We start from the raw sequence: 24,031 nt of genomic DNA on the forward strand, positions 1-24,031 counted from the left end.
TGCCGCCCGGCGTCACGCTCGCGGACGCGCCGCGCATGGACGCCGTGCCCGCGCTCGGCGAGCACACCGACGCAATCCTGAACGAACTCGGCTACGACGCGACGCAGATTCGCGCGCTGCACGACACCGGCGCGGTCTGACCAGATCGGACGACCCGCGCCCACCATTGAACGCCGCAGCAATAAGCGGCGCATGGCAGCAAGCCCCCGCGGCCCTTCGGCCCCGGGGGCCGCATCACAATCGGAGACATCACATGCACCACGCGGTCAATGCCGCCGGACGCCTCGACCGGCTACCCGTTTCACGCTTTCACTGGAAGATACTCGGCCTCATCGCGGGCGGCGCGTTCCTCGACGCCTTCGACATCTATCTCGCCAATGGCGCGATGGCGTCGATGGTCAAGGACGGCTTCACCGACATGCGCCACGGCGCGCTGTTCGTCTCGTCGACGTTCATGGGCATGATGGTGGGCGCGTTCATCGCGGGCTGGCTCGGCGACCGGCTCGGGCGGCGCTATTCGTATCAGGTCAATCTCGCGGTGTTCGGGCTCGCCTCGATCGCCGCGTGCTTCGCGCCCAACATCGAATGGCTGATCGTGCTGCGCTTCATCATGGGCCTCGGGCTCGGCGCGGAACTCGTGGTGGCGGCGGGCACGCTCGCGGAATTCGTGCCGCCCGCCACGCGCGGCAAGTGGGTCTCCCTGCTCGCGGTCATCACCAATAGCGGGCTGTTCGCCGCGCTCGCCGCGGGCTACTGGGTCATCCCGCATCTCGGCTGGCGCTATATGTTCGCGCTCGCGGGCGTGGGCGCGCTGGTGGTGTGGTTCCTGCGCCATCGCATGCCGGAGTCGCCGCGCTGGCTCGAATCGGTCGGCCGTTTCGAGGAAGCCGAAGCCACGCTCGCCGAAATCGAACAGGAAGTGCGCGCGCAGGTGGGCGAACTGCCGCCCGTGCAGCGCGCCGTCGATCTGCACAAGGGCAGCGTGCCGCTCAGCGCGCTGTTCGCCAAAGGCATGCGCGGACGCATGCTGGTCGCGGCGCTCACGGCCGTCGGCGTGAACGTGGGGCTGTACGGTTTCATCGCGTGGCTGCCGACGTTCTTCGTCGCGCAGGGTCTGTCGATCGTGAAGTCGCTCGGCTTCGTGTTCGTGATGTCGATCGGCTCGCCGGTGGGCGGCCTCATCGGCTACTTCATCGCCGACCGGGTCGGACGCGCGCGCGGCATCGTGGTGTCGTCGATCGTCAGCGTCGCGCTCGGCTGGCTCTACGTGACGCTGCGCGATCCGACCGCCATCATGCTCGTGGGCTTCTGCCTCGTGAGCGCGATCTACACCATCTGCACGCTCGGCCTGTTCGGCTACATTCCCGAACTCTTCCCGACCGAAATGCGCCTGCGCGGCACCGGCGTGGCAGGCACCTGCGGACGCGCCTCGTCGATCGCCACGCCGTGGCTCGCGTTGATGCTCTACGAGCGCTTCGGCGTCTCGGGCGTGATCGCGATGGTGACGGCGATTCTCGCGGTGCTCTGCGTGGCGATTCTCGCGCTGCGCGTGGAAACGAGCCGCGCCGCGCTGGAGGATATCGCGGGCGACGTGGGCAATGCTGGCAATGCCGCTGAAAACCTCGACGACGCGCCGGCCGTGCTCGCGCCGGAAGGCCGCTGATCGAGGCCGATATTGCGGGTCATTTCAAGGGCCGCCGCGAAAGCGCTTTCCGCGCGTAAGGAACGGTAAGCGCTTTCGCAAACCCCTGCTTTCTGTCACAAAGGAAACTTCCCCGGACTGGGTACTATCCGCGCATTGCTTACAAACGGATCACGCCATGTCCGCATTTCGACGAACCCTTGCGGTGCTGAGTCTGTGCGCCGCGCTCGCGGGCCTGAACGGTTGCGCCACCACCATTGGCAATATCGGCCTCGGTGCGGGGTTGGGCGTCGCGGCCACGGTCAGCGCCCTGTATTGCGTGCTCGCCTGCTCGCACTATTGATCCACGCTTGAACCACGCCTGATCGCAGGCTGTCGAAGTTTTCGAAGCCTGTCCCGCCATATCGAAGCGGACGCGCCGTGCAATGCGAGCGCGCCGCCCACGGTCGAACGCCTTCATTTCCCTCGCATCCGCAGTCCGCTCCAACCGCGGCGATCACCGCCGCGGCCTGACGCTTTCACTCGCTTTCCGGATCTTTCCTTGCACTCGCGCGCCGCATGCATCCTCGAAAACGCCTACACAGAAGGCTTTCCGTAAGCATGCGCACTTTGACACACGCCCGTCCCGCGCAGTAAAATTATTTCATCACGCGTTGAATATATGCGCGAGTGGCCACCACTCCCCCCTACGGAATCCGATGGACAAGCTGGGCAGCATGAAGATGTTCGTTGGCGTCGCCGAAGCCGGCGGTTTCGCCAAGGCCGCGTCGCGCGCCGCGCTCAGCACCGCAGCGGTGTCGCGCGCGATCATGGAACTGGAGGCGAGTCTGCAAACGCGCCTCTTCAACCGCACCACTCGCCAGATTTCGCTGACCGAAGCGGGTCGCCGCTATCTGGAGCATTGCGAGCGCATTCTCAACGAAGTCGCGCTCGCCGACGCCGAAGCCATGGGCGCCGCCGCGCAACCCAACGGCCGCTTGCGCGTGCACGCGACCGCGAGCTTCGGCCAGCATTACCTCACGCCGCTGCTCGCGCGCTACACGCAGCAATTCGAAGACGTATCCGTCGATCTGGTGCTCGCGCAGCGCACGCCCGATCTGCTCGAAGAACGCTTCGACGTGGCGATCGTCGTCGCGCAAACGCTCAAGGATTCGTCGCTCGTTTCGCAGCGGCTCGGCACGTCGCGTTCGGTGCTGTGCGCCGCGCCGCAGTATCTCGCGCGACGCGGCACGCCGCTCGAGATCTGCGATCTGGAGCGGCACACCTGCGTGCAGCTCACGCGCCAGGATTTGCCGGTGCTGGCGTGGGAGTTCGAGGGCCAGCACGAAGGCGAACCGGCCCGGACCTTCCGCCCCACGCAGCAGGCGCCGCTCACCGTGAACATTGCGGAGGCGCTCGGCGAGGCCATACGCGCGGGAATGGGCATCGGCATGTTGCCGATTCCCACGGCGCTGCAAGGCATGCGCGATGGCACGCTCGTGCAGGTGCTGCCCGGTGCGCGGCTCAAGCCGTTCAACGTGTTCGCGCTCTATGCGTCGCGCCAGTATCTCGATGCGAAGATCAAGACGCTCGTGGAGTTTCTGCGTGAAGCGGTTCCGCGCCGCATGGCCGAGCACGAACAGGAACTGCAACTGCTGAACGCGCGCTACGATCACGACGTGGTGTGCGAGAGCTGACGCACGCGGCTTGAAGGTTTACGCCCGTTTTCGCGGGCGTCTTATTTGTAGTTATCCGAATCAATTCGAATCGATACCATGACAAACGGCGCTCAGCGCCGCGCTCGCTTCATCGCATGGCACGCGATGAGCGCGAGCGACGATCCGCGCACCGCGCCTGCCGATGCCCTCGACCGTCCGCCCGCTCGCGATGCGCGTGGCGCTTCGTGCGCCTCGCGCTCCCGCACAGCCGCCGCACGGATTTCACGCGAGCCGGATCTTCGGCTGCACCCAGCCGTTGATCCGCTCGGCGGTCCACAAAAGCGTGGCCTTGCGCAATCCATGCAGCGATTGTTGATGTCGGCGATACAGCATCGCATGGCTCAGTTGCGCCACGCGTCCGCGAATGAAACCGCCACGGAAGAAGCCGAATCGTCCGAGCGTGCCGAACGCGTCGTAATCGCTCAGCGACACCAGCGCGCCGAAATCGCGGAACGCGAAATCGGGCAGCGGCTTGCCCGCCAGCCAGCCGGGCAGATGCCGCGCCAGATACTCCGCCTGCTGCGTCGCCACCTGCGCCGTGGGCGCGAGCGGGCGTTCAGCGCCCTCGGGCGTGAAGCTCGAACAATCGCCGAGCGCGAAGATGTGATCGTCGCGCGTGGATTGCAACGTCGGCCCGATCACGATCTGGTTCGCGCGGGTGGTTTCCAGGCCGCCGATGCCGCTCAGGAATTCGGCCGCCTTCACGCCCGCCGCCCACACCATCAGATCGGCCTGCGCCAGCGCGCCGTCATCGTGGACGAACCCGCCGGGGCACGCCTCGGTCACGCGCGTGCCGGTCTTCACCGTGAAGCCGATCATCTCCAGTTGCTGCTGGCTCGACGCCGAAATAGCCGGCGGAAACGCGCCAAGAATGCGCGGCCCGCTTTCGAGCAACGTGAGTTGCAAACGTTCGCGCACCGACGCGTCGCCGTACGCGCTCGCCACTTCGAGCAGACGGCTCAGTTCGGCCGCCAGCTCCACGCCGGTCGCGCCGCCGCCGACGATCGCGACACGCAGCGCCTCGTCGCGCGCCACGCTGCGAAACGCCCGCGCGCGCAGCGCTTCGTTGAAGATCTCGGCCTGCTTCTGGCTGTCGATAAAGTGACAGTGCGTCTTCACGCCCGGCACGCCGAAGTCGTTCGCGCGGCTGCCGAGCGCGAGCACCAGCACGTCGTAACCGACTTCGCGCGGCTCCAGCACCATCTTGCCGTCCGGCATGGTGATCGCGCCCAGTTGCACGCGGCGGCGCTCGCGGTCGAGACCGAGCATCTCGCCCGGCTCGTAGGCGTAGCCGTGTTCGCTCGCATGCGCGAGGAAGATCACCTGCTGCTGCTGCACGTCGCGCGTGCCGGCGGCAATGGTGTGCAACATCGGCTTCCAGATGTGCGTGGGGCTGCGGTCGATCAGCGTGACCTGCGCCTTGCCCGCACGCCCGAGCGTGTCGCCGAGCTTCGTTGCCAACACAATCCCGGCGATGCCGCCGCCCACGATCACGATACGAACCGGTTTCGACATTTTCAATTCAACGCGTGATGAATAAAGACCGATGGTAAACCCGCCCCATGCTGTGTGTCAAACGGACGCAGAATCGAATCCAGACGCCAACGCAGACGCGCAAGCCGACCCTCGCGCCGCGTCAACGCGCCCGATATGGGCTCTCGCGGTGACGCGGCCAGGCTCGGGTACACTCACGTCCATCGAAAATCATGGAATGCAGATCCGCATGAAAGAGAAGGCCACCGCATCGTTCACGCCCACGCCGATGAAGCGCGGCCGCGGGCGGCCGGCGCAGGACGCCTCGGTCGGCCCCGACGTGCTGCTGCGCAATGCGCGCAAGACCTTCGGCACGCGCGGCTACGACGCGACCAGCGTGCGCGAGATCGCGCGCGAGTCGGGCGTCGATCCCGCGCTGCTTGCGCATCACTTTGGTTCGAAAGAGGCCTTGTGGACGGCCGTGGTGGAACAGATCGCCGAACACGCCGCGCCCATGATCGCGGCCACGGCGGCCTTGCGCGACTCGGACCTCGGCCCGAAGGCGCGCGTGGATCGCGCGCTGGAAATCTATATCGACAAGGTGTTCGATCAGCCCGATATCGGCCTGTTCTTCGCCACCGCCGCCACCGAAGAAGGCGCGCGTCTCGACCGCCTCGTCGAACGTCTCGTGCGTCCGGTTCACGACGTGTTCGTGCCGCTGCTCGCGGACGCTGCCCGCGCAGGCGAGCTCAAGGTGCAGGACGCCGAGATGCTGTTCTTCGTGCTGATGAACGGCATCAGCAAGACCGTCAGCTACGCGCATCTGCTGGCCGCGTTCTCCACGCTGCCCAATCATCCGAAGAAATTCAAACGCAGCGTGCTGGAGACGGCGCTCGCTTTGCTGGCCTGAGCAAGGCCGGCACGCTCGTCGAACCAGGCAAGCCGGACATGTCAGGCACGCGCGCTGCGCCGGACAACCGGCCCCGCATCGTTCGCGTGCGTACGGTCGCCAGCGCACACATTGAACTAGCAGGACGCGCAGGACTGACTACAATGCTTGGGTGTCCTTCACGCTTGTCTCGCGCGTGAAGCGGCGCAGGCAGTGGCGTTCGGTAGTTACGTTCGGTAGTTACCCCAGGCGGACCCCAGGTCGTGTGACGTTTCAATTCCTTCATTGGAGGCATGTCATGACGTGCCTGAACGAAAGGATTGTCGGCGCAATCATTTTTATGCTGAGCGGATATGTATTCGCGGACGGCATCGCGACCGATGCGCCCGGAACCCTGACGCTGGCGAACATCGCGCCCACCCTGCCCATGGAAGTCGTCGCGGCGATACCCGAGCCGCAACGCTACGTCTATCGCTATGAGATGGCGTATCAGAATCGCGCGCCCGGCGCGCCGGAATCGCAATTCGACAACTTCTACAGCGCGCAGGTCGCCCACGAGTATCGCTTCGCCGATACGAGCGCGGCCGCAGGCGGCGCGCCGCCCGGTGCGGCCGGCCAGCCCGCGCAGGCGTATCTGCGCATGGGGCCGTCCACGGCGCCGCAGCTCTCGATCATGCAGATCCCCAACTCCACGCTCACGCTTGGCGCGCAACCGCAGCGCCGCCTCTCGCTGATCGTCGACGACTGGGTGTTCTCCGGCACGGCGCGCGTGGCCGTGCTGCACTCGCACGACACGGGCGCGACGCTGACCGTGCGCCACGGTTTCTAGCGCGCGGCAAGGAAGCCCGCGTTACGTCGGCGTTACGCGGGCGTTATGCCGGAGCAAGCGGCCCGTCGAACGACACGCGGTCGCGGCCGCCGCGTTTCGCCGCGTAGAGCGCGGCGTCGGCGAGACCATAGGCCGTGTCGAAGTCGGTGCCCGCCACGTTGTCGCTCACGCCGAAACTGGCGGTGATGCTGCGGCTCACCGGCTCCGGAAACGCGTGCGCCGCAATCGCCGCGCGCATGCGCTCGGCCAGATCGAGCGCATCGTGAATCTCGAAGCCCGGCAACACCACCGTGAACTCCTCGCCGCCCACGCGGCCGATGAGACCGTGCTCGCCCAGAATCCCGCGCAGGCAGTTGACGATGCCGAGAATCACCGCGTCGCCCGCCGGATGGCCGAAGTCGTCGTTGACCTTCTTGAAGTCGTCGATATCGAGCAGGATCATCACCGCGCGATCCGCACGCAGCGCCTTGACGGTGCGCTCGATCACCGCGCTGCGATTGAACACGCCCGTGAGCGCGTCGTGCGTCGCGCGATAGTGCAGTTGCTGCGTCAGCGCCTGCATCTCGCGCTCGGCGCGATCGCTACGCCCGATCAGCCGGCGCGTCTCGCGCATCAGGCGCTCGTAGTGGCGGATCAGTTCGTCGAGCGCCTGACGATAGGCGTCGGCATCCGCATGCGGGTCCGCGCCGATCGCGCGCGCGCGTTCGAGCGCCTCGCTCTCGTTGCGGAACAGATCCGGCGCATGATCGTGCGAGGCATCGCGGCGATACGCGGTCGTGTCCACGCCCGCGGCCTTCAAGTCGCCACCGGACAATCGTTGAACTTGATCGCCGTGAAGTCGGTCTGCAACTCCTCGCCGAATTCGAGGATCGTCTCGTCTTCCTCGTCGCGATACCAGTTCACCTGCACCTGATTGCCCGCCGAAGCCGCGCGGTCGAGCGCGTCGAACACGCTGAACAGCATCTTCGTGCTGGAGCTGTTGAAATACGTGAGCGTGACTTCGACCGTGATGGCCGCGGCCGTGCTCGCATCGAGCCACGCGTTGAGCTGCTCGATGATCGGCGCGTAAAACGCGGCGGCGTTCTCGGGATACGACTCGCCGCGAAGCGAAAGCCATTGCTGATCGAAGCGGAAATCGATTTCCGGCGAAGTCGCCGTGGCGGCGATAAATAGGTTTTCCATTCTGTAACCGGCCCTGGTCAGATGATGGTCTTGAGGCAAAAGAGCGTGGTATCGGGATCGTCCTCGCGCGGATAGAACGCGAATTCGAGCGGCGCGCTCGCATCGCGCGCCATCGTCAGAAAGCCCAGCCCCGCGCCCTTGCTCTCGGTCGGCGTGTCCGCGCGCAGCGACAACTTGTAGGCCTGCTTGATTTCCTCGATCGACATGGAACGCAGCGGCTCCAGCTTCTCGCGCAGATCGTTCACGGCCACCGTCGCGATCGGATTCATGCACACCATCAGATGGCGCTCGCCGTCGGCGGAAATGCACATCGCGCCTTCGCGCACGGCGCCGCCCTGCTGCCAGTTCTCGGAGAGCGCATCGGACGAGTAATGCACGATGTTCTGCGAGAGTTCGATGAACGACGAGAAGATCTTGCGGCGCGTCGGCCCGCTCAGTCCGGCCACTTCCAGTTGCAGCTTCACGACCTCGCTCATGGCGGCCACGATGCTGTGGGAGAAATAGCCCTTGTGATAAAAAATCAGGTTGCGCTGACGCGCAATTTCAAAGAAGCAATGGTTCTGATCCAGAATGGCAGACATATTCGTGGATTGCCTTAAACACGTGCAAAGAAAAGTGTGACGTCGTCGCGGCGCGCCTGCGCGCCTTGCCACTTGCCCAGCGCCTCGAGCAGGCGCGCCGAAATTCCGGCGGGCGTGTTCTCGCGGTCGGCAAGAATCAGTTCGAGCGCACGGCGTTTGCCGAACGCGATCTTGCGTGGGCCGCCGATCTGATCGGTCAGACCGTCGGTCGAGACGAACAGCAGACTGCCTGACGGCACGTCCACGGTATGCAAACCCCACGCGTAGTCGGCGAGGCTGTCGACATAGCCCACGCCCATGCGGTCGCCCGCAATGCTTTCGAAGGCGTCGGCGTCGGGGCGCAATACATGCAGCGCCACGCGCGCACCCGCGAACAGCAGTTGCGCGCGGCTCGCGTCGTACCAGAAGAACGCGGCGTCGAGACCGTCGTTGGATTGCGGCGCGTCGCCCACGCCGTTGATCTGGCCGAGCAGCGCCTTCACGTTGCGATTGACCGCCGCCAGCAGCGCGGACGGATCGCGCGGACCCAGTTGCTCCAGCGCCTGCGAAAGCGACGCCGACGCCAGCAGCGTCATGAACGCGCCCGGCACGCCGTGACCCGTGCAGTCGGCCACCGCGCCGAACCAGCCGTCGGCGAACGCGGCGAAGTGATAGAAGTCGCCGCCCACCACATCGCGCGGTTCCCAGACGAGCGCCGCGTCGGGCAGCGTGGTCGAGAGCGTTTCGCGCGAGGCGCGCAGCATGGCTTGCTGGATCACGCTCGCATACTCGATGCTCTGCATGATCTGGCGATTCTTCTCCGCCTGCATTTCCGCGACGATGCTCAGCAGACGTAGCCCGTTGCCCACGCCCAGGAAGCGGCCTTCGCGCGTGACGATGAAGCCATCCACCAGCGCCTTCTCGCCCACCTCGACGGTCTTGAACGTGAGCGCCTCGATGCTCATGTCCGCCTCGACGATCAGCGGCTCTTTATCCATGAACGCGATGCAGCTTTTTTTATCGTAAAGCTCGCGATGAAACGGCTTGCTCATTTGCGACAGGAAAATATCGCGATTGATCAGGCCGATGGGGCGATCGTTTTCGATCACCGCCAGACTGGCCATATCGCGCCGCGAATAGAAAATCTCCATGACCAGAGAATTCGAATCTGCAGCGTCGATGGCCGGTACGTCCTGTGCCAATTCCCCGGCGCTACGCGGACCTGCTGAAAGTCCCGGACGACGAAACTGCGCAAGCGCGGGATGCATGGCTATCCGTTCCAGTAAATAAGGAAAACCAGCACGCTAATGACTCTTTATGTCAGTTTCGTTACATTCGTCTGAGAAATAGCTCAAATCGACGCAATGATTACGCGTTCGCATTCGACGGCTTGCACGCTAACGTTTGCGCGTTTTTTGTCTGCTCGAAGCGGGTAATTTTGACTGCCCCGCGCACGCGGAGCCTTTTTTTGAGGGTTGCGGTGCAACACGCCTCGCGGCGCGAATGCAAGATGCACCGTTAGCGGCATGCGTGCGGCGCGAATGGATTATTTCTGGAAATTAAATAAATAACGCCAGTTGGCAATCGTTAATCGCGGCGCGATTTATTTCGAAAAGAGCGAATCACCATCTGGTTTTTTTATCGGCGATTCAACCGTGCATATCGAGCATCGACACGCGATTGCGGCCTTCGAGCTTGGCCTGATACATCGCGCGGTCGGCGGCGTCGAGCAGCGTCTGCGCGGCGCTGGCCGCGTCGTCCGGGTTCGTTGCGCGCGCATCGGCGCCAGCCGCGCGCTGAGCACGATACGCGGAAACGCCGATCGACACGCTCAGCTCGATGCACGCGCCGTCTTCGCTATGGACTACGATCGATTGCACCGCGCGCCGGATGCGCTCGGCCACGTTGAGCGCGTCGGGCATATCGCATTGCAGCAGCGCGACGAATTCCTCGCCGCCATAGCGCGAAATCGTGTCGCCCACGCGCACATGCTGACGCAGCGCGACGCCAATCGCCGCCAGCGCCTGGTCGCCCACCGTGTGGCCGTGCGCGTCGTTGATCTGCTTGAAATGGTCGATGTCGATGAACAGGCACGAGATCGGCTCGGCGTGATGCGCCGCGCGATGCACGTCGTGATGCAGCCGCTCGTCGAAATAGTGCCGGTTCGACAGACCCGTGAGCCGGTCGGTGATGCCGATCAGGCGCAGATGCTCGCGGTGCGCGACGTTGTCGAGACTCAGCGCGGCGACGTTCGCGAAGCGTTCGAGCAGGTCGGTCGCCATGCTCGCCTCGTAACGATGCGGGTCGCCGCTCGCGAGGCACAGATAGCCGAGCACCGCGTCGTGCGCGCAGAGCGGCAGCATGATCGCGCTGCCGTGGTGCGCGCGTACGTCGATGAACGCGTCGCGGGTCGCCGCGTCGAGTTCGCTCGCCGGGCCCAGCCAGCAATGCGCGAGCGCGGCCTGCGCGCCACACAGACGTGCGAGCGCCGCGCCGTTGCCGCGCCCGGTTTTCAGGCACGCAGCAGCGGCTTCGTGCGGCTCGTCGATCTCGAGCAGCTCGCGCAGCAACGGTTCGCGCTCATCGATCCAGAGACTGACCGAGGCGAGCGCGAACACCGTGCGAAGCCGCACGAGCACGCCGTCGAGAAAAGTGCTCCAGTCGCGAGCGCCGATCAATTGCAGCTCAACGCTCTGAAAGCTTCGTAGTGTGCGCTCGTTGCGCTGCACGGTTTCGATCAGCGTAGCCAGATCGCTTGCGGCGGGGGTCGCGGAGTCGGTCAAAATGCGCGCAGGAAATGCCAAATATTACTAATTACGGCAAGTTACGAAATTGCTTGAGCGATTTGCGCAATCGAACTGCGTGCGAGTCGCTTCGCGCCGGGTCTTTCGCACCATGCGGCCGCGCGGGCGATCCCTTACAATGAGCCGCTTTCGGGCCGCACTGGTTGCACGTTTAGCGTGCTTTTATCGTTTGAATGTCGTCGGCCCGACGTCTGCCTTTCTCCCGCCTCGCCATGAATCGTGATATCGAACGCGCGCTCGACGCCGCGCAACACCACGCCGCCGCCGGGCAGACCGACGACGCCGCGCGTCTCCTGCAAAACGTCCTGAATCAGGCGCCCGATCACGGCGAGGCCCTCGAAGGTCTCGGCTATCTCGCCGCGCGTCAAGGCGATCACGCGCGCGCGGCCGACTATCTCGTGCGCGCGTCGGCCAATATGACGATGTCGACGGAGCAATTGCATTTCGCCGCGCAGGTCTGCCAGCTCGCGCAGCGTCACGCCGATGCGCTCGCGCTCTACGAACGCGCCCTCACGCGCTCGCCGCATCACGCGGAATCGGTGCTGGGCGTGGCGATGGCGCTGATTCGTCTGGAGCAGCCGGCGCGCGCGCTGGCTACGATGGAGCAGCTTTGCAAACTGCAGCCGCGTTCGCCCGAAGCGCATTACAACCGCGGCACGCTGCTCGGCACCATGGCGCGCTACAACGAGGAACTCGACGCGTACCGGCACGCCATCGCGCTCAATCCGCGCTTCGTGCTCGCGCATGTGAATCTGGGCGTCGCGCTGCGCGATCTCGGGCGTTTCGACGAGGCGATGCAGCAGTTCAAGAAGGCGCTCAGCATCGATCCGAACGATGCAGGTGCGCGCACGAACCGCGCGCAGACCAATTTGCTGCGCGGCGAATTCGAGCACGGCTGGCGCGAATACGAATGGCGCTGGCGCGACGGCAGCCAGGATCACGGCTTTGCAGCGCAGACGCTCTGGACCGGCGCGCAGCCGATCGCGGGCAAGACGCTGTTCGTGCATCACGAACAAGGTTACGGCGACACGCTGCAATTTCTGCGTTTCGTCGATCGGCTGAGCGCGGCGGGCGCGCGCGTCGTGCTGCGCGTGCAGGACGCGCTGCTGCCGCTGCTGCGCGGCTATCGCGGCGCGGCCGAAGTGATCGGCGAAACGGACGCGGTGCCGCCGTTCGACTTTCACGTGCCGCTGCTGAGCCTGCCTTTCGTGCTGAAATTGCGCGCGGCCGATCTGGCCGTGACTGCGCCGTATCTCGATGCCGACGTGGACGCCGCGCCATGGAACGACGTGCTCGCTAATAACGAAGGCAGCCGCGAGCGCAAACCCAACATCGGCATCGTCTGGTCGGGCAGCCGCACGCATCTGAACGACCGCAATCGTTCGATGACGCTCGAACAGCTCTTGCCGCTCTTCGACGCCGACGCGCGCTTTTTCGCGCTGCAACCGGATATCCGCGAGCGTGATCGCGATGCGCTCGCGCAACTGGAACAGCGCGGCGTGCTGCGCGATGTGTCGGCGCGACTCACGAATTTCGCCGACACCGCCGCGTTCATTTCACGGCTCGATCTCGTCATCAGCGTGGATACGGCCGTGGCGCATCTCGCGGGCGCGCTCGGCAAGCCGGTGTGGATCGCGCTGCCCTTCATGCCCGACTGGCGCTGGCAACTCGGACGCAGCGATACGCCGTGGTACGCGAACGCGCGTCTGTTTCGTCAGACGCGGCGCGACGACTGGTCGAACGTGGTCAGCGAGTTGCGCGCCGCGCTCGACGCGCTGCCGCGCGACTGATTCGGCGCAAGGCTTCACGCTCACGCGTGCAGCTTGAGGCCCTTCACGGCCTTGTCGACGGCCTTCTTCGGCCCGTGCAACGCGATGCCGACGAGATTCAGATTGTCCGCGTCCTCGGCGCGAAACACCTCGCGATTGGCGGCGTCGTGGCCCGTCGAAAACATCGCGTGCACATAGGGCACGATCCGCACCTCGCGCGACATCGCCTGGCGATGCGCGGCCTGCAGGCCCGGCAGATCGGCGGCGAACACCATCATCGGCTGGCCGAGCATGCGGCCGTACTGACGCCCGGCGGCGTCTTCGTAGGGTTCGCCCAGCGCGTCGGGCGCGGCGGCGGCCACGCCGGTCGCGAGAAACGCGACCACATTGAGTTTTTGCCAGACGGCGAGATCGTCGCGCACGATCAGGGCCACTTTCGTATCGAACATGATTGCATCCGGAATGAACAAGCCGCCCATGATCGGCGACGTCCGGGGCGTCAGTCTGGAACGTTTGTGCACATGCGCCGGTAGGCGGCGGGCGTCATCCGGTAGGCGCGGCGGAACCAGCGCCCGAGGTGGCTTTGATCGGCGAAACCGACTTCCGCCGCGACCTGCGCGGGCGTGCGCCCCGCCGCCAGCAAACGGCGCGCGGCGCGCAGCCGCAAACGCACCAGATACGCGTGCGGCGAAGTGCCGAACGCGCGCTGAAACAGCCGCGTGAGCCGGAAACGGTCGATGCCCGCGATCTGCACGAGGTCGTCGAGGCCGAGGTTGCCGTCCATGTGCGCGTGCAGCGCGTCGCGCACGCGCGCGATCGCGGGCGGCGCCGCGCCGCCGCCGACAGAAAGCGTCTCGCGCAACTGGCCGCCGAGCAGCATCAGCAGGCGGTCGAGCGACTGGTCGCGCGCGAGGCGGCCCTCGTCGCCGTAGATCGCGAGAAAGGCCTGACGAATCGATTCGACGAGCGCGCGGTCGTCCACGAGCGTCTGGCCGAACGCGGCTTCCACACCGCCGAGGCCAGGCAGATCGAGCCGCTGCGCCGCGTGCGCGACCCACGTCTGCGGCAGGTAGAGCATCGCGTAGGTGAAGCCCTCGGTCTCGGGCGCGTGGCCGTCGTGCAGCGCGCCCGGCTCGATCAGGATCGCGCGGCCCGGCACGCTCGTGTGCAGCGCGCGATGGCACTGGAAACGCTGGACGCCCTGCTCCGTGTAGCCGATCAGCATGTCGTCGTGATCGTGCGGATCGTAGGCGTGGCCGCTGAAATGCGCGCGCAGGCCTTCGATGCCCGTCTCGGCGTCGCGGCGCGCGACGAGCCAGTTGCCGTCCACGCTTGCATCGGCGTTCGCATCGGTCATCGCGTTCGTCATGATGGGCGGGAATCCTCGTCTTCGGCAGCGGAATCAGCTGACCAGTTTACGTCAGCCCGGCGCGCCTTCGTGTTACAGATCGCTTTCAGCGCGGCAGACCGATGGAACTCCGCGCGCGGCGCGCGGGTCCGTCAAGGTATCGCACTTGCTCACAGAGAACGTTCACGTTCAACCGAAGCGAAATCATGCCGACGAATACCGCCACAAACCAGACCGCCAAGCTGCCCGCCGATCCGCATACCGCCCAGAACCCGCAAGCCGCGCCGCGCGCGAGCGCGTCGGCCGCCGGCGAACATCCCGCGCCGCCCTGCACGCTCGTGATCTTCGGCGCGGGCGGCGACCTGACGAAACGCCTGCTGATGCCGGCGATCTACAACCTCGCTGTCGACGGTCTGCTCGACGGCGGCATGCAGATCATCGGCGTCAATCACGGCGAGCGCGCCACCGACGCCTGGCGCAACGATCTGCACGACGCGCTCGCGCAATTCGCCGCCGACAAGGCCAGCACCTTTCACGCGGGCAAGCTCGACGAGCGCGCCTGGGACTGGGTTGCGCAGCGTCTGCACTACATGGCCGGCGACTTCGAAGACGACGCGCCTTATCAGCAGCTCGCACAAAAGCTCGACGGCGAAAAACGCGGCAACGTCGTGTTTTATCTCGCCGTGGGCGCGCGCTTTTTCAAGCCGATCATCGAGCGGCTCGGCAAGGCGGGGCTGCTCAAGCAGGACGGCGATGGCGACAAGTCAGGCGGCCAAGACAGCGGCCCGTTCCGCCGCATCGTGATCGAAAAGCCCTTCGGCACCGACCTCGCCACCGCGCGCGATCTGAACCAGCATCTGCTGCGTTTCGCGCAGGAATCGCAGGTCTATCGCATCGACCATTTTCTCGGCAAGGACACCGTGCAGAGCATTCTCGCGGTGCGCTTCGCGAATGCGATGTTCGAGCCGATCTGGCGGCGCGAATATATCGACAGCGTGCAGATCACGGCGTCGGAAGTGATCGGCGTGGAAGGGCGCGGCAGTTTCTACGAGCCGACCGGCGCGTTCCGCGACATGGTGCCGAACCATCTGTTCCAGTTGCTCGGCATGATCGCGATGGAGCCGCCGAACTCGTTCGACGCGGAGTCGGTGCGCAACCGCAAGGCCGAGATCTTCGACGCGCTGCAGCCGCTCAAGCGCGACGACGTGGTGTTCGGGCAGTACGCGAAAGGTCCGGCGGGCGTGGCGTATCGCGACGAGCCGAACGTCGCGAAGGACAGCACGACGCCCACTTACGCGGCCGCGCGCGTGCATATCGACAACTGGCGCTGGGCGGGCGTGCCGTTTTATCTGCGCACCGGCAAGCGGCTCGCGGCGCGGCGCACGGAAATCTCGGTGCAACTCAAGAGCGTGCCGTTCCGGCTGTTTCGCGATACGCCTGTCGACGCGCTCACGCCCAACGTGCTGACGCTGCGCATCGATCCGACGCATGGCACGCGCTTCGATTTCAACGTGAAGGTGCCGGGGCCGGTCATGCGCGTGGGCCCGGCGTCTTCGTCGTTCGACTACAACCAGTTCTTCGCGGAGCACGCCAACGTCGGCTACGAAACGCTGCTGTACGACTGCATGCTCGGCGACCAGACGCTGTTCCAGCGCGCCGACAGCATCGAATCCGCGTGGGCCGCCGTCGATGGCGTGCTACATCCGCGCGGCGCGCCAATTCCGGTGCACGACTATCCCGCTGGCAGCGCCGGTCCCGCCGAAGCCGACGCGCTGCTCGCCCGCGACGGACGCGCCTGGCGCGCGCTCGCTGCGGACGAGCCCGCAAGCTCATAAACTCGAGTTATCGCACGGACGAACCATGGAGGAGCGAGTGGCAACAGCACGAAAAACAACGACGCCGAGTACACGGAAAGCAACGGCAAAGCACGCTACATCGGTTAAAAAGACAAGCGCGAAGCAGACCGTGGCGAAGAAAGCCCCGGCCAGACGCACGCGCGAGCCCGAGAACATTCTGGCCATCGACATCGGCGGCACCGGCCTGAAAGCGGCCATCATCGACGCGAACGGCACCATGCGGACCGACCGCGTGCGCGTGGCGACGCCGCATCCGTGTCCGCCGGATCTGCTTGTCGAGACGCTGCATACGCTCGTCCAGCCGCTCGTCGAGCAGTATCCGCCGAAGCACATTTCGATTGGCTTTCCCGGCTTCGTGCGCGACAACCGCGTGCTCACCGCGCCGCATCTCGGCGTGGAAGGCTGGAACGACGTGCCGCTCGCGCAGCTGCTCGGCGAGCGGCTCGGCGTGGCGTCGGTGCGCATGATCAACGATGCCGAAATGCAGGGTTTCGCCGCCATCGAAGGACGCGGCCTCGAATTCGTGCTGACGCTCGGCACGGGCGCGGGCACCGCGTTGTTCCGCGACGGCGAGCTGATGCCGCATCTCGAACTCGCGCATCACCCGGTCAGCAAGAAGCACGCGTATGACGAATATATCGGCGACGCGGCGCGCAAGAAGGCGGGCAACAAGCGCTGGAACGCGCGCGTCGAGAAGGTGATCGGCATCCTCGACTCGCTCGTGCATTACGACAAGCTGTGGATTGGCGGCGGCAATGCCGAACGGCTGACTTTCACGCTACCGCCGAACGTGGCGACCGTGCCGAACGATCGCGGCATCGAGGGCGGCGCGCGGCTGTGGCATCCGCGCTCGATGCGCGAGACGCGGCAGTTGCCCGCCGCGACGCAGCGCACCGGCGAATTCGAGTAGACGCCGACTGGCCGATTAGCCGATTGGCCGCGCGCGGCTGCGCTTACCAGCGCAGCAGCCGTGGCCCGAGCCACGCGCCGATGGCGGCGGGCAGCAACATGCCGATCGCGTACCAGACGCTCCAGAACGCCGGGCTCATCTCCGGGCAATGCGCGCAATAGGCGATGGTCGCCAGCGCGCTCGCGAACAGTCCGGCGGCAGCGCCCGCCACGCGCGGGCGCGTCGGCGCGAGACCGCGCGCGGCCCAGAACACCGCCGCGAACGTCGGCACCGACAGGAGCACGATATTGAACGGACAGGTGCGCCACGAGAGGCCGAGCACGAGCGTCGCGCGCTGCGCGGGCTCGGCTGCGCCGAGCGTGATCCAGCCGCCCGCCCACACGGCCAGGAAGGGCACGACCAGCAGCGCCCACGCATAGCCGCCGCGCACGCCGGGACGTCCGACACGGCTCACCGCGAGCGCCGCCGCCAGCGCCACGCAAACCGGGAACGCGAGCTTGGCCCAGAAGATCGGCGTTTGCGCGACCGTCAGCAGATCGTGGCGCACGCCGAACACGATGCTCATCAGCACCAGCGAACCCGCGAAACCCAGCGGCAGCGCGCGCGCGAAGCGGCGCAGCGCGACCTTGCGGTCCACTCTGGCGACGCCCGTCGACAGCAGGCTGATCAGGTCGTCGGTTTTCATTGCGCCCCCCGGATGCGCGCGGCGAGCGCCTTGAGGCCGCGGTGAATGCCCACTTTCACCGCCGATTCCGAAAGCCCCGTGAGCTTCGCCGTCTCCACGACCGACATGCCTTCGAGCTTCACGTGGACGATGGGCAGGCGCTGCTTGTCCGGCAACTGGTCGAGCAGCTTGCCGATGTCGCGGCGCGCCTGCGAAGGTTCGTCGTCGGGCGTGGCGAACAGATCGGTATGGTCGTCGAGCGGATCGTTGAGCGATTCGCGGCGCGCGCGCGAGCGGAAAAAGTCCATCAGTTTGTAGCGGGCGATCGCATGCACCCAGGCCGTGAGCGGTTCGTCGGGACGCCACGTGTGACGCGCGTTGTGCACCGCGAGCAGGATTTCCTGCACGAGATCTTCGACGTCGTCGTGCAACTGCGGAATGCGGCGGCGCAGATAGCCGCGCAAATGACGCGTGAGCTCCTGCAGGAAGCTGCGGTATGCGTCGGCGTCACCTTCCAGTCCGCTGACGAAGAGCGCTTTGAGACGGATTTCCGCGGGATACAAAGGGCGTCCTGGGCTGTCGCAGCGGTCGGTTGACGTGGCGGGAGCGCCCGCCTGGTGAAAGCTTGCAACGGGCTTGCGGCTGGCCGAACCCGCGTGAAATACGGGCTCGATGATCCGAGCGTAGCCGAACCCGTTGCGCATCGCAATAGCGCCCGCGCCGACGCCGTCGCCACCTCCGCTGTCGGGTTCCTGCATCCGCCATCGCTTTGCCGCTTTTGCCCAGCTCACCTTGTTGATGCTCCGTATTCGTTCGCCCATACGCTGCTCGCCCGAGCGTGCCGTGTCGACGTAATTCGTCGCGGGCGGCGCGGCGGTTACACGCGGCGTGAATTTAATCGCGCAGCGCAGCATGCGCAGAAATTTTTCAGCCGCGCTGTAACCGGCGAAGCGCGCGCGGCGAATTCACCGTAACCGCAACGCACTTGCCCCACGAGGAATTCGCCATGGGACCGACCACCGGAACGCCGAACGCCGTCCAGCGCGCCACGCCGCCAGCGTCGCCTGCGGCGCGCCGCGAACGCCCGATTCATCCGCTCTGGTTGCGCGTCACGCACTGGCTCAACGCGCTCGCGGCGCTCGTCATGATGTTCTCGGGCTGGCGCATCTACGACGCCTCGCCGGTGTTTCGCGGCATCGTCATTCCGCCGTCGATCACGCTGGGCGGCTGGCTCGGCGGCGCGCTGCAATGGCATTTCGCGGCGATGTGGCTGCTGTTCTTCAACGGCCTCGTCTATCTCGGCCTGAATCTCGCGAGCGGCCGCCTGTTCGCGAAGTTCTTGCCGCTGAGTCCGCGCGCCGTGCTGCGCGATCTGCGCGCCGCGCTCGCGGGCAAGCTTTCGCACGCCGACCTGCGCGAGTACAACGCCGTGCAGAAGCTCGCGTATCTCGTCGCCATCGGCGATCTGATCGTGCTGGTGATGTCGGGTCTCGCGATCTGGAAGTCGGTGCAGTTTCCCGTGCTGCGCGAACTGATGGGCGGCTACGACCGCGCCCGCGTGGTGCACTTCTGCGCGATGGCGCTGCTCGCGGCGTTCGTCGTGGTTCACGTGACGATGGTCGCGCTCGTGCCGCGCTCGCTGCTCACGATGTTGCGCGGACGCTGATCGCGGCGCCGTTTCGCGAAACCGGCATCGAGATATCCATAAGGATTCCCAATGAACACGAAGAATGCGCGCATCGTCACCGTGGACCGCGCGGCGATTCTCACCGACGCGCGCCGCGAGATCGACAAGCTCGACATGCCCGCGCGCCGTCTGTTCGGCAAGCGCCTGCTCACGCTCGGCGGCCTCTCGATGCTGACCGGCTGTTCGATCACCGACGACGCCTCGGTCAACACGCTGCTCAGCGCCGTGTCGCGTCTGAACGACCGCGTGCAGGCGTTCATCTTCAATCCGCACCAACTCGCGCCGACTTATAGCGAAGCGCAAATCACGCGGCCGTTTCCGTTCAACGCGTTCTATAGCGAGGATCAGGCGCCCGTGGTAGATGGCGGCAGCTATCGGCTCAAGCTCGGCGGGCTCGTGAGCGGCCAGCGCGCCTGGACGCTGCCCGAACTCTACGCGTTGCCGCGCGCCGATCAGATCACGCGGCATATCTGCGTGGAAGGCTGGAGCGCGATCGGACGTTGGGGCGGCACGCCGTTCGGCGACTTCCTGCGCCGCGTGGGCGCGGACACGAGCGCGCACTACGTGGCCTTTCGCTGCGCCGACGATTACTACGAAAGCATCGACATGGCCACGGCGCTGCATCCGCAGACGCTGCTCGCGTTCGATTACGACGGTCAGCGTCTGCCCGCCAAATACGGCTATCCGATGAAGCTGCGCATGCCGACCAAGCTTGGCTACAAGAACCCCAAGCACATCGTCGAGATTGTCGTCACGAACACGTATCCGGGCGGTTACTGGGTCGACCAGGGCTACAACTGGTTCGGCGGTTCGTGAGGGCTCGTTTTTTCACTGCGTTTTTCACCGCGTTTTTTCAACTCGTCTTTTCACTCCGCTTTTTGCGGTACGTTTCACTCACCAGGAGCACTGCCATGAAGAAGATCACGATCGCCGCACTCGCCGCCGCTTCCCTCGCCGCCACGCTGGGCCTGAGCGCGGGCAGCGCCTTCGCGCAAGGCAACGGCGCGATGTCGAACGACGCCATGTCGAAAGACAGCATGCAGAAGGACACGATGGGCAAGGACGCCATGTCGAAGGACGACATGAGCAAGGGCGGCGCGATGTCCCACGACAAGATGAGCAAGCCGATGAAGAAGGACAGCGCCATGGGGATGGACCACGGCGCATCGGGCGCGATGTCGAAGTAAGGGTCGAAATAAGCGCGCCACGCGCAGTTCGCGCCGCCAGCCGCGCTCCCCGCTCACGCGGGAGCGCGGCTTTTTCTTCGCCCGGTTGACAGCGTGGTCAGGCCACCTGCCGCGCCGCCTTAACATGCGCATCTGAAATCTTTATATGAAATCACTATTTAAATTGCGCATGACGCGGTGATAGGCTGCATTCGATCGGCGGGGCGGCGTTCGCGCGCGCCGCGCTCTCCCCCAACACGACGATGCGCGCCGGCGGCCGCCCGGCGTCCGCCAGCCCAGGAGCCACGATGAGCGTCGAATTCATAGGCATGATCCAGCAGCGCAAGGTATCTGAAACCCATCTTGCGCAAGGCCCCGCAATCGACGTCGACTATGTGCGCCAGTTCGCGCAGGCGCACGAAAACGCCGGATTCGACCGCATTCTCGTGCCGCACAGCTCCGTGAGCCCGGACGCCACGCTCACCATCGCCTACGCCGCGAGCGTGACCTCGCGCGTGCATTTCATGCTCGCGCACCGTCCCGGCTTCGTCGCGCCGACGCTCGCCGCGCGCCAGCTTGCCACGCTCGATCACTTCTCGGGCGGCCGTCTCGCGGTCCACTTCATTTCGGGCGGCAGCGACACCGACCAGCGCCGCGACGGCGACTTCCTCACGCACGACGAACGCTACGCGCGCACCGACGAGTATCTGCAGATCCTCAAACGTGTCTGGACCGAAGAGAAGCCGTTCGATCACACGGGCCGCTTTTATCGCTTCGAACAGGCGCATTCGGAAATCAAGCCGCGCCAGCAGCCGCACGTGCCGATCTATTTCGGCGGCGCGTCGGCGGCCGCGCTCGAAGTCGCGGGCAAGCATGCCGACGTCTACGCGCTGTGGGGCGAATCGCAGCAGCAAGTGAAGGAACTGATCGAGCGCGTGCGCGGCGAAGCGGCCAAACATGGCCGCAGCGTGCGCTTCTCGGTGTCGTTCCGCCCGATTCTCGCCGATACGGAAAAGGCCGCGTGGGCGCGCGCCGAGCACATCCTCGAAGAAACGCGCCGTCTGCGCGCCGAACAGGGCGTCGCGGCCGGCGGCCCGTTGCAGAGCGAAGGCGCGCGGCGTCTGCTCGCGGCGAGCGGCGACGGCGTGCGCGCCGACGATCGGCTGTGGACCGCCGTGGCCAAGGAGATCGGCGGACGCTCGAATTCGACGGCGCTCGTCGGCACGCCCGAGCAGGTCGCGCAGACGCTCGCCGAATATCACGCGCTGGGCGTCACGACCTTCCTGATTCGCGGCTTCGATCCGCTCGAAGACGCCGTCGACTACGGCCGCGTGCTGATTCCGGCCACGCGCGAACTCACGTCGCGCTTGACGGCTTCAAAAGCAGAGTCGAAAGCCGCTTGATCGACGAACAGGAACGCATCATGACCACCACGCTCGATATCGCCCAGGATTTCCGCCAGCCGCCCGTGCGCCGCTTCTGGTTCGACGACGACAGCGCCGCTCACGCGCGCAGCGTCGCCGAAGAACGCCGTCATCGCCAGGAACGGCTCGCGGGCGCGTTTCGCCTGTTCGCACGCTACGGCTTCGATCAGGGGCTCGCGGGCCACATCACCGCGCGCGACCCCGAATGGCCCGACCACTTCTGGGTCAATCCGCTCGGCCTGCACTTCGGGCGCATCCGCGTCTCCGACCTGCTGCTCGTGAACCGGCACGGCGAGATCGTGGTCGGCCACGGCCCCGTCAATCAGGCTGCCTTCGCGATCCACGCCGCCATCCACGAAGCGCGCCCCGACGTGGTGGCCGCCGCCCACACGCACTCGCTCTATGGCAAGGCGTGGTCGACGCTCGGCCGCACGCTCGATCCGCTGACCCAGGACGCCTGCTCGTTCTACGAGGACCACGCGCTCTTCGACGATTTCCAGGGCGTCGTGCTCGACACCGGCGAAGGCGCGCGCATTGCCGCCGCGCTTGGTCAGCACAAGGCCGCGATCCTCAAGAACCACGGCATCCTGACCGCCGGTCCGAGCGTGGAAGCCGCCGCGTGGTGGTACATCGCGCTCGACAACGCCTGCCATGCGCAACTGCTCGCCGAAGCGGCGGGCACGCCGCAGCGCATCCCGCACGACGTGGCCGCGCTCACGCACCAGCAGGTGGGACGCCCTGGCGGCGCGCAGTACGCGTTCGAGAGTCTTTACGCGGGCCTCGTCGCCGCCGAACCGGAGCTGCTCGACTGATGGCGATCCACAAACTGCGTCACTTCGTCGGCGAGATCGCGCGTCTCGTCGATGAGGCGCCCGAAGAACCCGCGCTGATCGAACGCGGCCTCGCCGCCTTGCGCGATCTCGTGCGCGACGACGACTGGCTGCCCGACGCGTTCGCGCAACCGTCGCCCGAACGCTATTGCCAATATCTGCTGCACGCCGACGCGCGCGAGCGCTTTTCGGTCGTGAGCTTCGTCTGGGGGCCGGGGCAGCGCACGCCCGTGCACGACCATACGGTGTGGGGGCTCATCGGCGTGCTGCGCGGCGCGGAGTATGCGCAGGCGTACCGGCGCGACGCGCAGGGCGCGCTGCACGAACACGGCGCGGAAGTGCGTCTCGCGCGCGGCGACGTGGAAGCAGTCTCGCCCGCCATCGGCGACATTCATCGCGTGCGCAACGCCTTCGACGACCGCGTCTCGATCAGCATCCACGTGTACGGCGCGAACATCGGCGCGGTGCGCCGCGCGACCTATCCCGCCGACGCGCCGCCCAAACCGTTCATCTCCGGCTATTCGAACGACCTTCTCCCGAACCTCTGGGACCTCAGCAAGGAACACCCCGTCACATGAAGTCATTTCCCACGCGCAGCCTTCACGACGTGCGCGCCGCCCTGCTCGCGAAACGCGAAATCGCCCTGCTCGACGTGCGCGAGGAAGATCCGCACGCGCAATGCCATCCGCTGTTCGCGGCGAACCTGCCGCTCGCGAAACTCGAACTCGATGCGTGGACCAAACTGCCGCGCCGCAACGTGCCGATCATCCTGCTCGACGATGGCGAAGGCTTCGCCGAGCGCGCGGCGCAGCGGCTCGACGCGCTCGGTTATACCGATGTCGCACTGCTCGAAGGCGGTCTGCGCGGCTGGATCGATGCGGGCGGCGAGGTGTTTCGCGACGTCAACGTGCCGAGCAAGGCGTTCGGCGAATTCGTCGAAGCGCAGCGTCATACGCCGTCGCTGTCCTCCGAGTCCGTCGATGCGTTGCTGCGCAGCGGCGCCGACGTGGTCGTGCTCGACGCGCGCCGCTTCGACGAATACCGCACCATGAACATTCCCGGCAGCATCAGCGTGCCGGGCGCGGAACTCGCGCTGCGCGCCCGCGCGCTCGCGCCCAATCCGGCCACGCGCGTGATCGTCAATTGCGCGGGGCGCACGCGCAGCATCATCGGCGCGCAATCGCTCGTGAATGCGGGGCTGCCGAATCCGGTCGCCGCGCTGCGCAACGGCACGATCGGCTGGACGCTCGCGGGACAGACGCTGGAGCACGGCAGCGCGCGCCGCTTCGACACGCATGCGG

The 24,031-nt window shown here is 66.1% G+C and carries 26 protein-coding genes and 1 pseudogene; 17 read left to right on the plus strand and 10 right to left on the minus strand.

Going from position 1 to position 24,031, the window contains the following annotated elements; genetic code table 11:
- The 4 genes and pseudogenes from G3N97_RS39565 to G3N97_RS22395 all read left to right on the plus strand — a co-directional run.
- Positions 1 to 140 (plus strand): annotated as a pseudogene (locus tag G3N97_RS39565) (CoA transferase); the annotation flags it as partial.
- 113 nt (positions 141 to 253) lie between these two features.
- Positions 254 to 1,663, plus strand: coding sequence for an MFS transporter (locus G3N97_RS22385; RefSeq protein ID WP_176080911.1), 1,410 nt, complete (start codon positions 254 to 256; stop codon positions 1,661 to 1,663).
- Between the two features lie 157 nt (positions 1,664 to 1,820).
- The gene (locus G3N97_RS22390) at positions 1,821 to 1,985 is read left to right on the plus strand and encodes a hypothetical protein (RefSeq protein ID WP_167371394.1); all 165 of its coding nucleotides are present in this window, start codon (positions 1,821 to 1,823) and stop codon (positions 1,983 to 1,985) included.
- Positions 1,986 to 2,340: 355 nt separating this feature from the next.
- Entirely contained in the window at positions 2,341 to 3,318 is a 978-nt protein-coding gene (locus tag G3N97_RS22395; protein ID WP_205995160.1) for a LysR family transcriptional regulator, read from the plus strand.
- A 243-nt stretch (positions 3,319 to 3,561) separates the two neighbouring features.
- Here the strand turns inward: G3N97_RS22395 and G3N97_RS22400 are convergent, their stop codons facing one another.
- A complete protein-coding gene (locus tag G3N97_RS22400; protein ID WP_205995161.1) occupies positions 3,562 to 4,854 on the minus strand; it encodes an NAD(P)/FAD-dependent oxidoreductase in 1,293 nt (430 codons plus the stop codon).
- A 208-nt stretch (positions 4,855 to 5,062) separates the two neighbouring features.
- Between G3N97_RS22400 and G3N97_RS22405 the strand changes: the two genes are divergently transcribed.
- Complete coding sequence (locus G3N97_RS22405) at positions 5,063 to 5,722, plus strand: TetR/AcrR family transcriptional regulator (protein ID WP_205995162.1); 660 nt, start codon at positions 5,063 to 5,065, stop codon at positions 5,720 to 5,722.
- A gap of 319 nt (positions 5,723 to 6,041) precedes the next feature.
- Complete coding sequence (locus G3N97_RS22410) at positions 6,042 to 6,530, plus strand: hypothetical protein (RefSeq protein ID WP_241030756.1); 489 nt, start codon at positions 6,042 to 6,044, stop codon at positions 6,528 to 6,530.
- 43 nt (positions 6,531 to 6,573) lie between these two features.
- On the opposite strand, the gene G3N97_RS22415 is transcribed toward G3N97_RS22410, so the two are convergent.
- From G3N97_RS22415 to G3N97_RS22435, 5 genes are all read right to left on the minus strand, one after another.
- Positions 6,574 to 7,314 carry a GGDEF domain-containing protein gene (locus G3N97_RS22415; protein WP_205995164.1) on the minus strand — a complete coding sequence of 247 codons (741 nt, stop codon included), beginning with the start codon at positions 7,312 to 7,314 and terminating at the stop codon, positions 6,574 to 6,576.
- 11 nt (positions 7,315 to 7,325) lie between these two features.
- A complete protein-coding gene (locus G3N97_RS22420; RefSeq protein WP_205995165.1) occupies positions 7,326 to 7,712 on the minus strand; it encodes a DUF1987 domain-containing protein in 387 nt (128 codons plus the stop codon).
- A gap of 17 nt (positions 7,713 to 7,729) precedes the next feature.
- Positions 7,730 to 8,293 carry a SiaB family protein kinase gene (locus tag G3N97_RS22425; RefSeq protein WP_065061521.1) on the minus strand — a complete coding sequence of 188 codons (564 nt, stop codon included), beginning with the start codon at positions 8,291 to 8,293 and terminating at the stop codon, positions 7,730 to 7,732.
- 14 nt (positions 8,294 to 8,307) lie between these two features.
- Positions 8,308 to 9,423, minus strand: coding sequence for a SpoIIE family protein phosphatase (locus G3N97_RS22430; RefSeq protein ID WP_241030757.1), 1,116 nt, complete (start codon positions 9,421 to 9,423; stop codon positions 8,308 to 8,310).
- Between the two features lie 498 nt (positions 9,424 to 9,921).
- Entirely contained in the window at positions 9,922 to 11,055 is a 1,134-nt protein-coding gene (locus G3N97_RS22435) for a diguanylate cyclase (protein WP_205995167.1), read from the minus strand.
- Positions 11,056 to 11,288: 233 nt separating this feature from the next.
- On the opposite strand from G3N97_RS22435, the gene G3N97_RS22440 reads away from it, so the two are divergent.
- Positions 11,289 to 12,866 carry a tetratricopeptide repeat protein gene (locus G3N97_RS22440; RefSeq protein WP_205995168.1) on the plus strand — a complete coding sequence of 526 codons (1,578 nt, stop codon included), beginning with the start codon at positions 11,289 to 11,291 and terminating at the stop codon, positions 12,864 to 12,866.
- A 20-nt stretch (positions 12,867 to 12,886) separates the two neighbouring features.
- Here the strand turns inward: G3N97_RS22440 and G3N97_RS22445 are convergent, their stop codons facing one another.
- Both G3N97_RS22445 and G3N97_RS22450 read right to left on the minus strand, forming a co-directional pair.
- Positions 12,887 to 13,294: a DUF2000 family protein gene (locus tag G3N97_RS22445; protein ID WP_205995169.1), complete on the minus strand. Its 408-nt coding sequence runs from the start codon at positions 13,292 to 13,294 to the stop codon at positions 12,887 to 12,889.
- Between the two features lie 50 nt (positions 13,295 to 13,344).
- Positions 13,345 to 14,214: an AraC family transcriptional regulator gene (locus tag G3N97_RS22450; protein ID WP_241030758.1), complete on the minus strand. Its 870-nt coding sequence runs from the start codon at positions 14,212 to 14,214 to the stop codon at positions 13,345 to 13,347.
- Between the two features lie 185 nt (positions 14,215 to 14,399).
- Here G3N97_RS22450 and zwf point away from each other — a divergent pair, with 185 nt between their 5' ends.
- Together zwf and G3N97_RS22460 are read left to right on the plus strand one after the other, a co-directional pair.
- Entirely contained in the window at positions 14,400 to 16,028 is a 1,629-nt protein-coding gene (gene zwf / locus G3N97_RS22455; protein WP_205995170.1) for a glucose-6-phosphate dehydrogenase, read from the plus strand.
- A 130-nt stretch (positions 16,029 to 16,158) separates the two neighbouring features.
- Positions 16,159 to 16,959: an ROK family protein gene (locus G3N97_RS22460; protein ID WP_346778106.1), complete on the plus strand. Its 801-nt coding sequence runs from the start codon at positions 16,159 to 16,161 to the stop codon at positions 16,957 to 16,959.
- A gap of 43 nt (positions 16,960 to 17,002) precedes the next feature.
- Here the strand turns inward: G3N97_RS22460 and G3N97_RS22465 are convergent, their stop codons facing one another.
- Both G3N97_RS22465 and G3N97_RS22470 read right to left on the minus strand, forming a co-directional pair.
- Positions 17,003 to 17,644 (minus strand): DUF1109 domain-containing protein, encoded by a 642-nt coding sequence (locus G3N97_RS22465; protein WP_205995172.1) that lies wholly within the window; start codon positions 17,642 to 17,644, stop codon positions 17,003 to 17,005.
- Positions 17,641 to 18,186: a sigma-70 family RNA polymerase sigma factor gene (locus tag G3N97_RS22470; RefSeq protein WP_205995173.1), complete on the minus strand. Its 546-nt coding sequence runs from the start codon at positions 18,184 to 18,186 to the stop codon at positions 17,641 to 17,643. The genes G3N97_RS22465 and G3N97_RS22470 overlap by 4 nt, the downstream gene beginning before the upstream one ends.
- A gap of 93 nt (positions 18,187 to 18,279) precedes the next feature.
- Between G3N97_RS22470 and G3N97_RS22475 the strand changes: the two genes are divergently transcribed.
- From G3N97_RS22475 to G3N97_RS22510, 8 genes are all read left to right on the plus strand, one after another.
- Positions 18,280 to 18,597, plus strand: coding sequence for a hypothetical protein (locus tag G3N97_RS22475; protein ID WP_205995174.1), 318 nt, complete (start codon positions 18,280 to 18,282; stop codon positions 18,595 to 18,597).
- Between the two features lie 32 nt (positions 18,598 to 18,629).
- Positions 18,630 to 19,289 carry a cytochrome b/b6 domain-containing protein gene (locus G3N97_RS22480; RefSeq protein ID WP_205995175.1) on the plus strand — a complete coding sequence of 220 codons (660 nt, stop codon included), beginning with the start codon at positions 18,630 to 18,632 and terminating at the stop codon, positions 19,287 to 19,289.
- 51 nt (positions 19,290 to 19,340) lie between these two features.
- A complete protein-coding gene (locus tag G3N97_RS22485) occupies positions 19,341 to 20,126 on the plus strand; it encodes a molybdopterin-dependent oxidoreductase (protein WP_205995176.1) in 786 nt (261 codons plus the stop codon).
- A 95-nt stretch (positions 20,127 to 20,221) separates the two neighbouring features.
- The gene (locus G3N97_RS22490) at positions 20,222 to 20,497 is read left to right on the plus strand and encodes a pentapeptide MXKDX repeat protein (protein ID WP_205995177.1); all 276 of its coding nucleotides are present in this window, start codon (positions 20,222 to 20,224) and stop codon (positions 20,495 to 20,497) included.
- Positions 20,498 to 20,784: 287 nt separating this feature from the next.
- Positions 20,785 to 21,879, plus strand: a complete 1,095-nt coding sequence (locus tag G3N97_RS22495) for an LLM class flavin-dependent oxidoreductase (RefSeq protein WP_205995178.1) — start codon at positions 20,785 to 20,787, stop codon at positions 21,877 to 21,879.
- Positions 21,880 to 21,899: 20 nt separating this feature from the next.
- A complete protein-coding gene (locus G3N97_RS22500) occupies positions 21,900 to 22,712 on the plus strand; it encodes a class II aldolase/adducin family protein (RefSeq protein ID WP_205995179.1) in 813 nt (270 codons plus the stop codon).
- Positions 22,712 to 23,308, plus strand: a complete 597-nt coding sequence (locus G3N97_RS22505; protein ID WP_205995180.1) for a cysteine dioxygenase — start codon at positions 22,712 to 22,714, stop codon at positions 23,306 to 23,308. Before G3N97_RS22500 ends, G3N97_RS22505 begins: the two co-directional genes overlap by 1 nt.
- On the plus strand, positions 23,305 to 24,031 hold a 727-nt coding region (locus G3N97_RS22510; RefSeq protein WP_277397757.1), incomplete at its 3' end, for a rhodanese-like domain-containing protein. The genes G3N97_RS22505 and G3N97_RS22510, both read left to right, overlap by 4 nt.

This window comes from Paraburkholderia sp. Ac-20347 (genome assembly GCF_017104805.1).
Lineage (GTDB): Bacteria > Pseudomonadota > Gammaproteobacteria > Burkholderiales > Burkholderiaceae > Paraburkholderia > Paraburkholderia tropica.

Bases quoted from the DNA above. Each gene is read 5' to 3' on its own strand.
- G3N97_RS22385 (WP_176080911.1), top strand. From the start codon at position 254: ATGCACCACGCGGTCAATGCCGCCGGACGCCTCGACCGGCTACCCGTT.
- G3N97_RS22390 (WP_167371394.1), top strand. From the start codon at position 1,821: ATGTCCGCATTTCGACGAACCCTTGCGGTGCTGAGTCTGTGCGCCGCG.
- G3N97_RS22395 (WP_205995160.1), top strand. From the start codon at position 2,341: ATGGACAAGCTGGGCAGCATGAAGATGTTCGTTGGCGTCGCCGAAGCC.
- G3N97_RS22400 (WP_205995161.1), bottom strand. From the start codon at position 4,854: ATGTCGAAACCGGTTCGTATCGTGATCGTGGGCGGCGGCATCGCCGGG.
- G3N97_RS22405 (WP_205995162.1), top strand. From the start codon at position 5,063: ATGAAAGAGAAGGCCACCGCATCGTTCACGCCCACGCCGATGAAGCGC.
- G3N97_RS22410 (WP_241030756.1), top strand. From the start codon at position 6,042: ATGCTGAGCGGATATGTATTCGCGGACGGCATCGCGACCGATGCGCCC.
- G3N97_RS22420 (WP_205995165.1), bottom strand. From the start codon at position 7,712: ATGGAAAACCTATTTATCGCCGCCACGGCGACTTCGCCGGAAATCGAT.
- G3N97_RS22425 (WP_065061521.1), bottom strand. From the start codon at position 8,293: ATGTCTGCCATTCTGGATCAGAACCATTGCTTCTTTGAAATTGCGCGT.
- G3N97_RS22430 (WP_241030757.1), bottom strand. From the start codon at position 9,423: ATGGAGATTTTCTATTCGCGGCGCGATATGGCCAGTCTGGCGGTGATC.
- G3N97_RS22440 (WP_205995168.1), top strand. From the start codon at position 11,289: ATGAATCGTGATATCGAACGCGCGCTCGACGCCGCGCAACACCACGCC.
- G3N97_RS22445 (WP_205995169.1), bottom strand. From the start codon at position 13,294: ATGTTCGATACGAAAGTGGCCCTGATCGTGCGCGACGATCTCGCCGTC.
- G3N97_RS22450 (WP_241030758.1), bottom strand. From the start codon at position 14,214: ATGACGAACGCGATGACCGATGCGAACGCCGATGCAAGCGTGGACGGC.
- zwf (WP_205995170.1), top strand. From the start codon at position 14,400: ATGCCGACGAATACCGCCACAAACCAGACCGCCAAGCTGCCCGCCGAT.
- G3N97_RS22465 (WP_205995172.1), bottom strand. From the start codon at position 17,644: ATGAAAACCGACGACCTGATCAGCCTGCTGTCGACGGGCGTCGCCAGA.
- G3N97_RS22480 (WP_205995175.1), top strand. From the start codon at position 18,630: ATGGGACCGACCACCGGAACGCCGAACGCCGTCCAGCGCGCCACGCCG.
- G3N97_RS22485 (WP_205995176.1), top strand. From the start codon at position 19,341: ATGAACACGAAGAATGCGCGCATCGTCACCGTGGACCGCGCGGCGATT.
- G3N97_RS22490 (WP_205995177.1), top strand. From the start codon at position 20,222: ATGAAGAAGATCACGATCGCCGCACTCGCCGCCGCTTCCCTCGCCGCC.
- G3N97_RS22495 (WP_205995178.1), top strand. From the start codon at position 20,785: ATGAGCGTCGAATTCATAGGCATGATCCAGCAGCGCAAGGTATCTGAA.
- G3N97_RS22500 (WP_205995179.1), top strand. From the start codon at position 21,900: ATGACCACCACGCTCGATATCGCCCAGGATTTCCGCCAGCCGCCCGTG.
- G3N97_RS22505 (WP_205995180.1), top strand. From the start codon at position 22,712: ATGGCGATCCACAAACTGCGTCACTTCGTCGGCGAGATCGCGCGTCTC.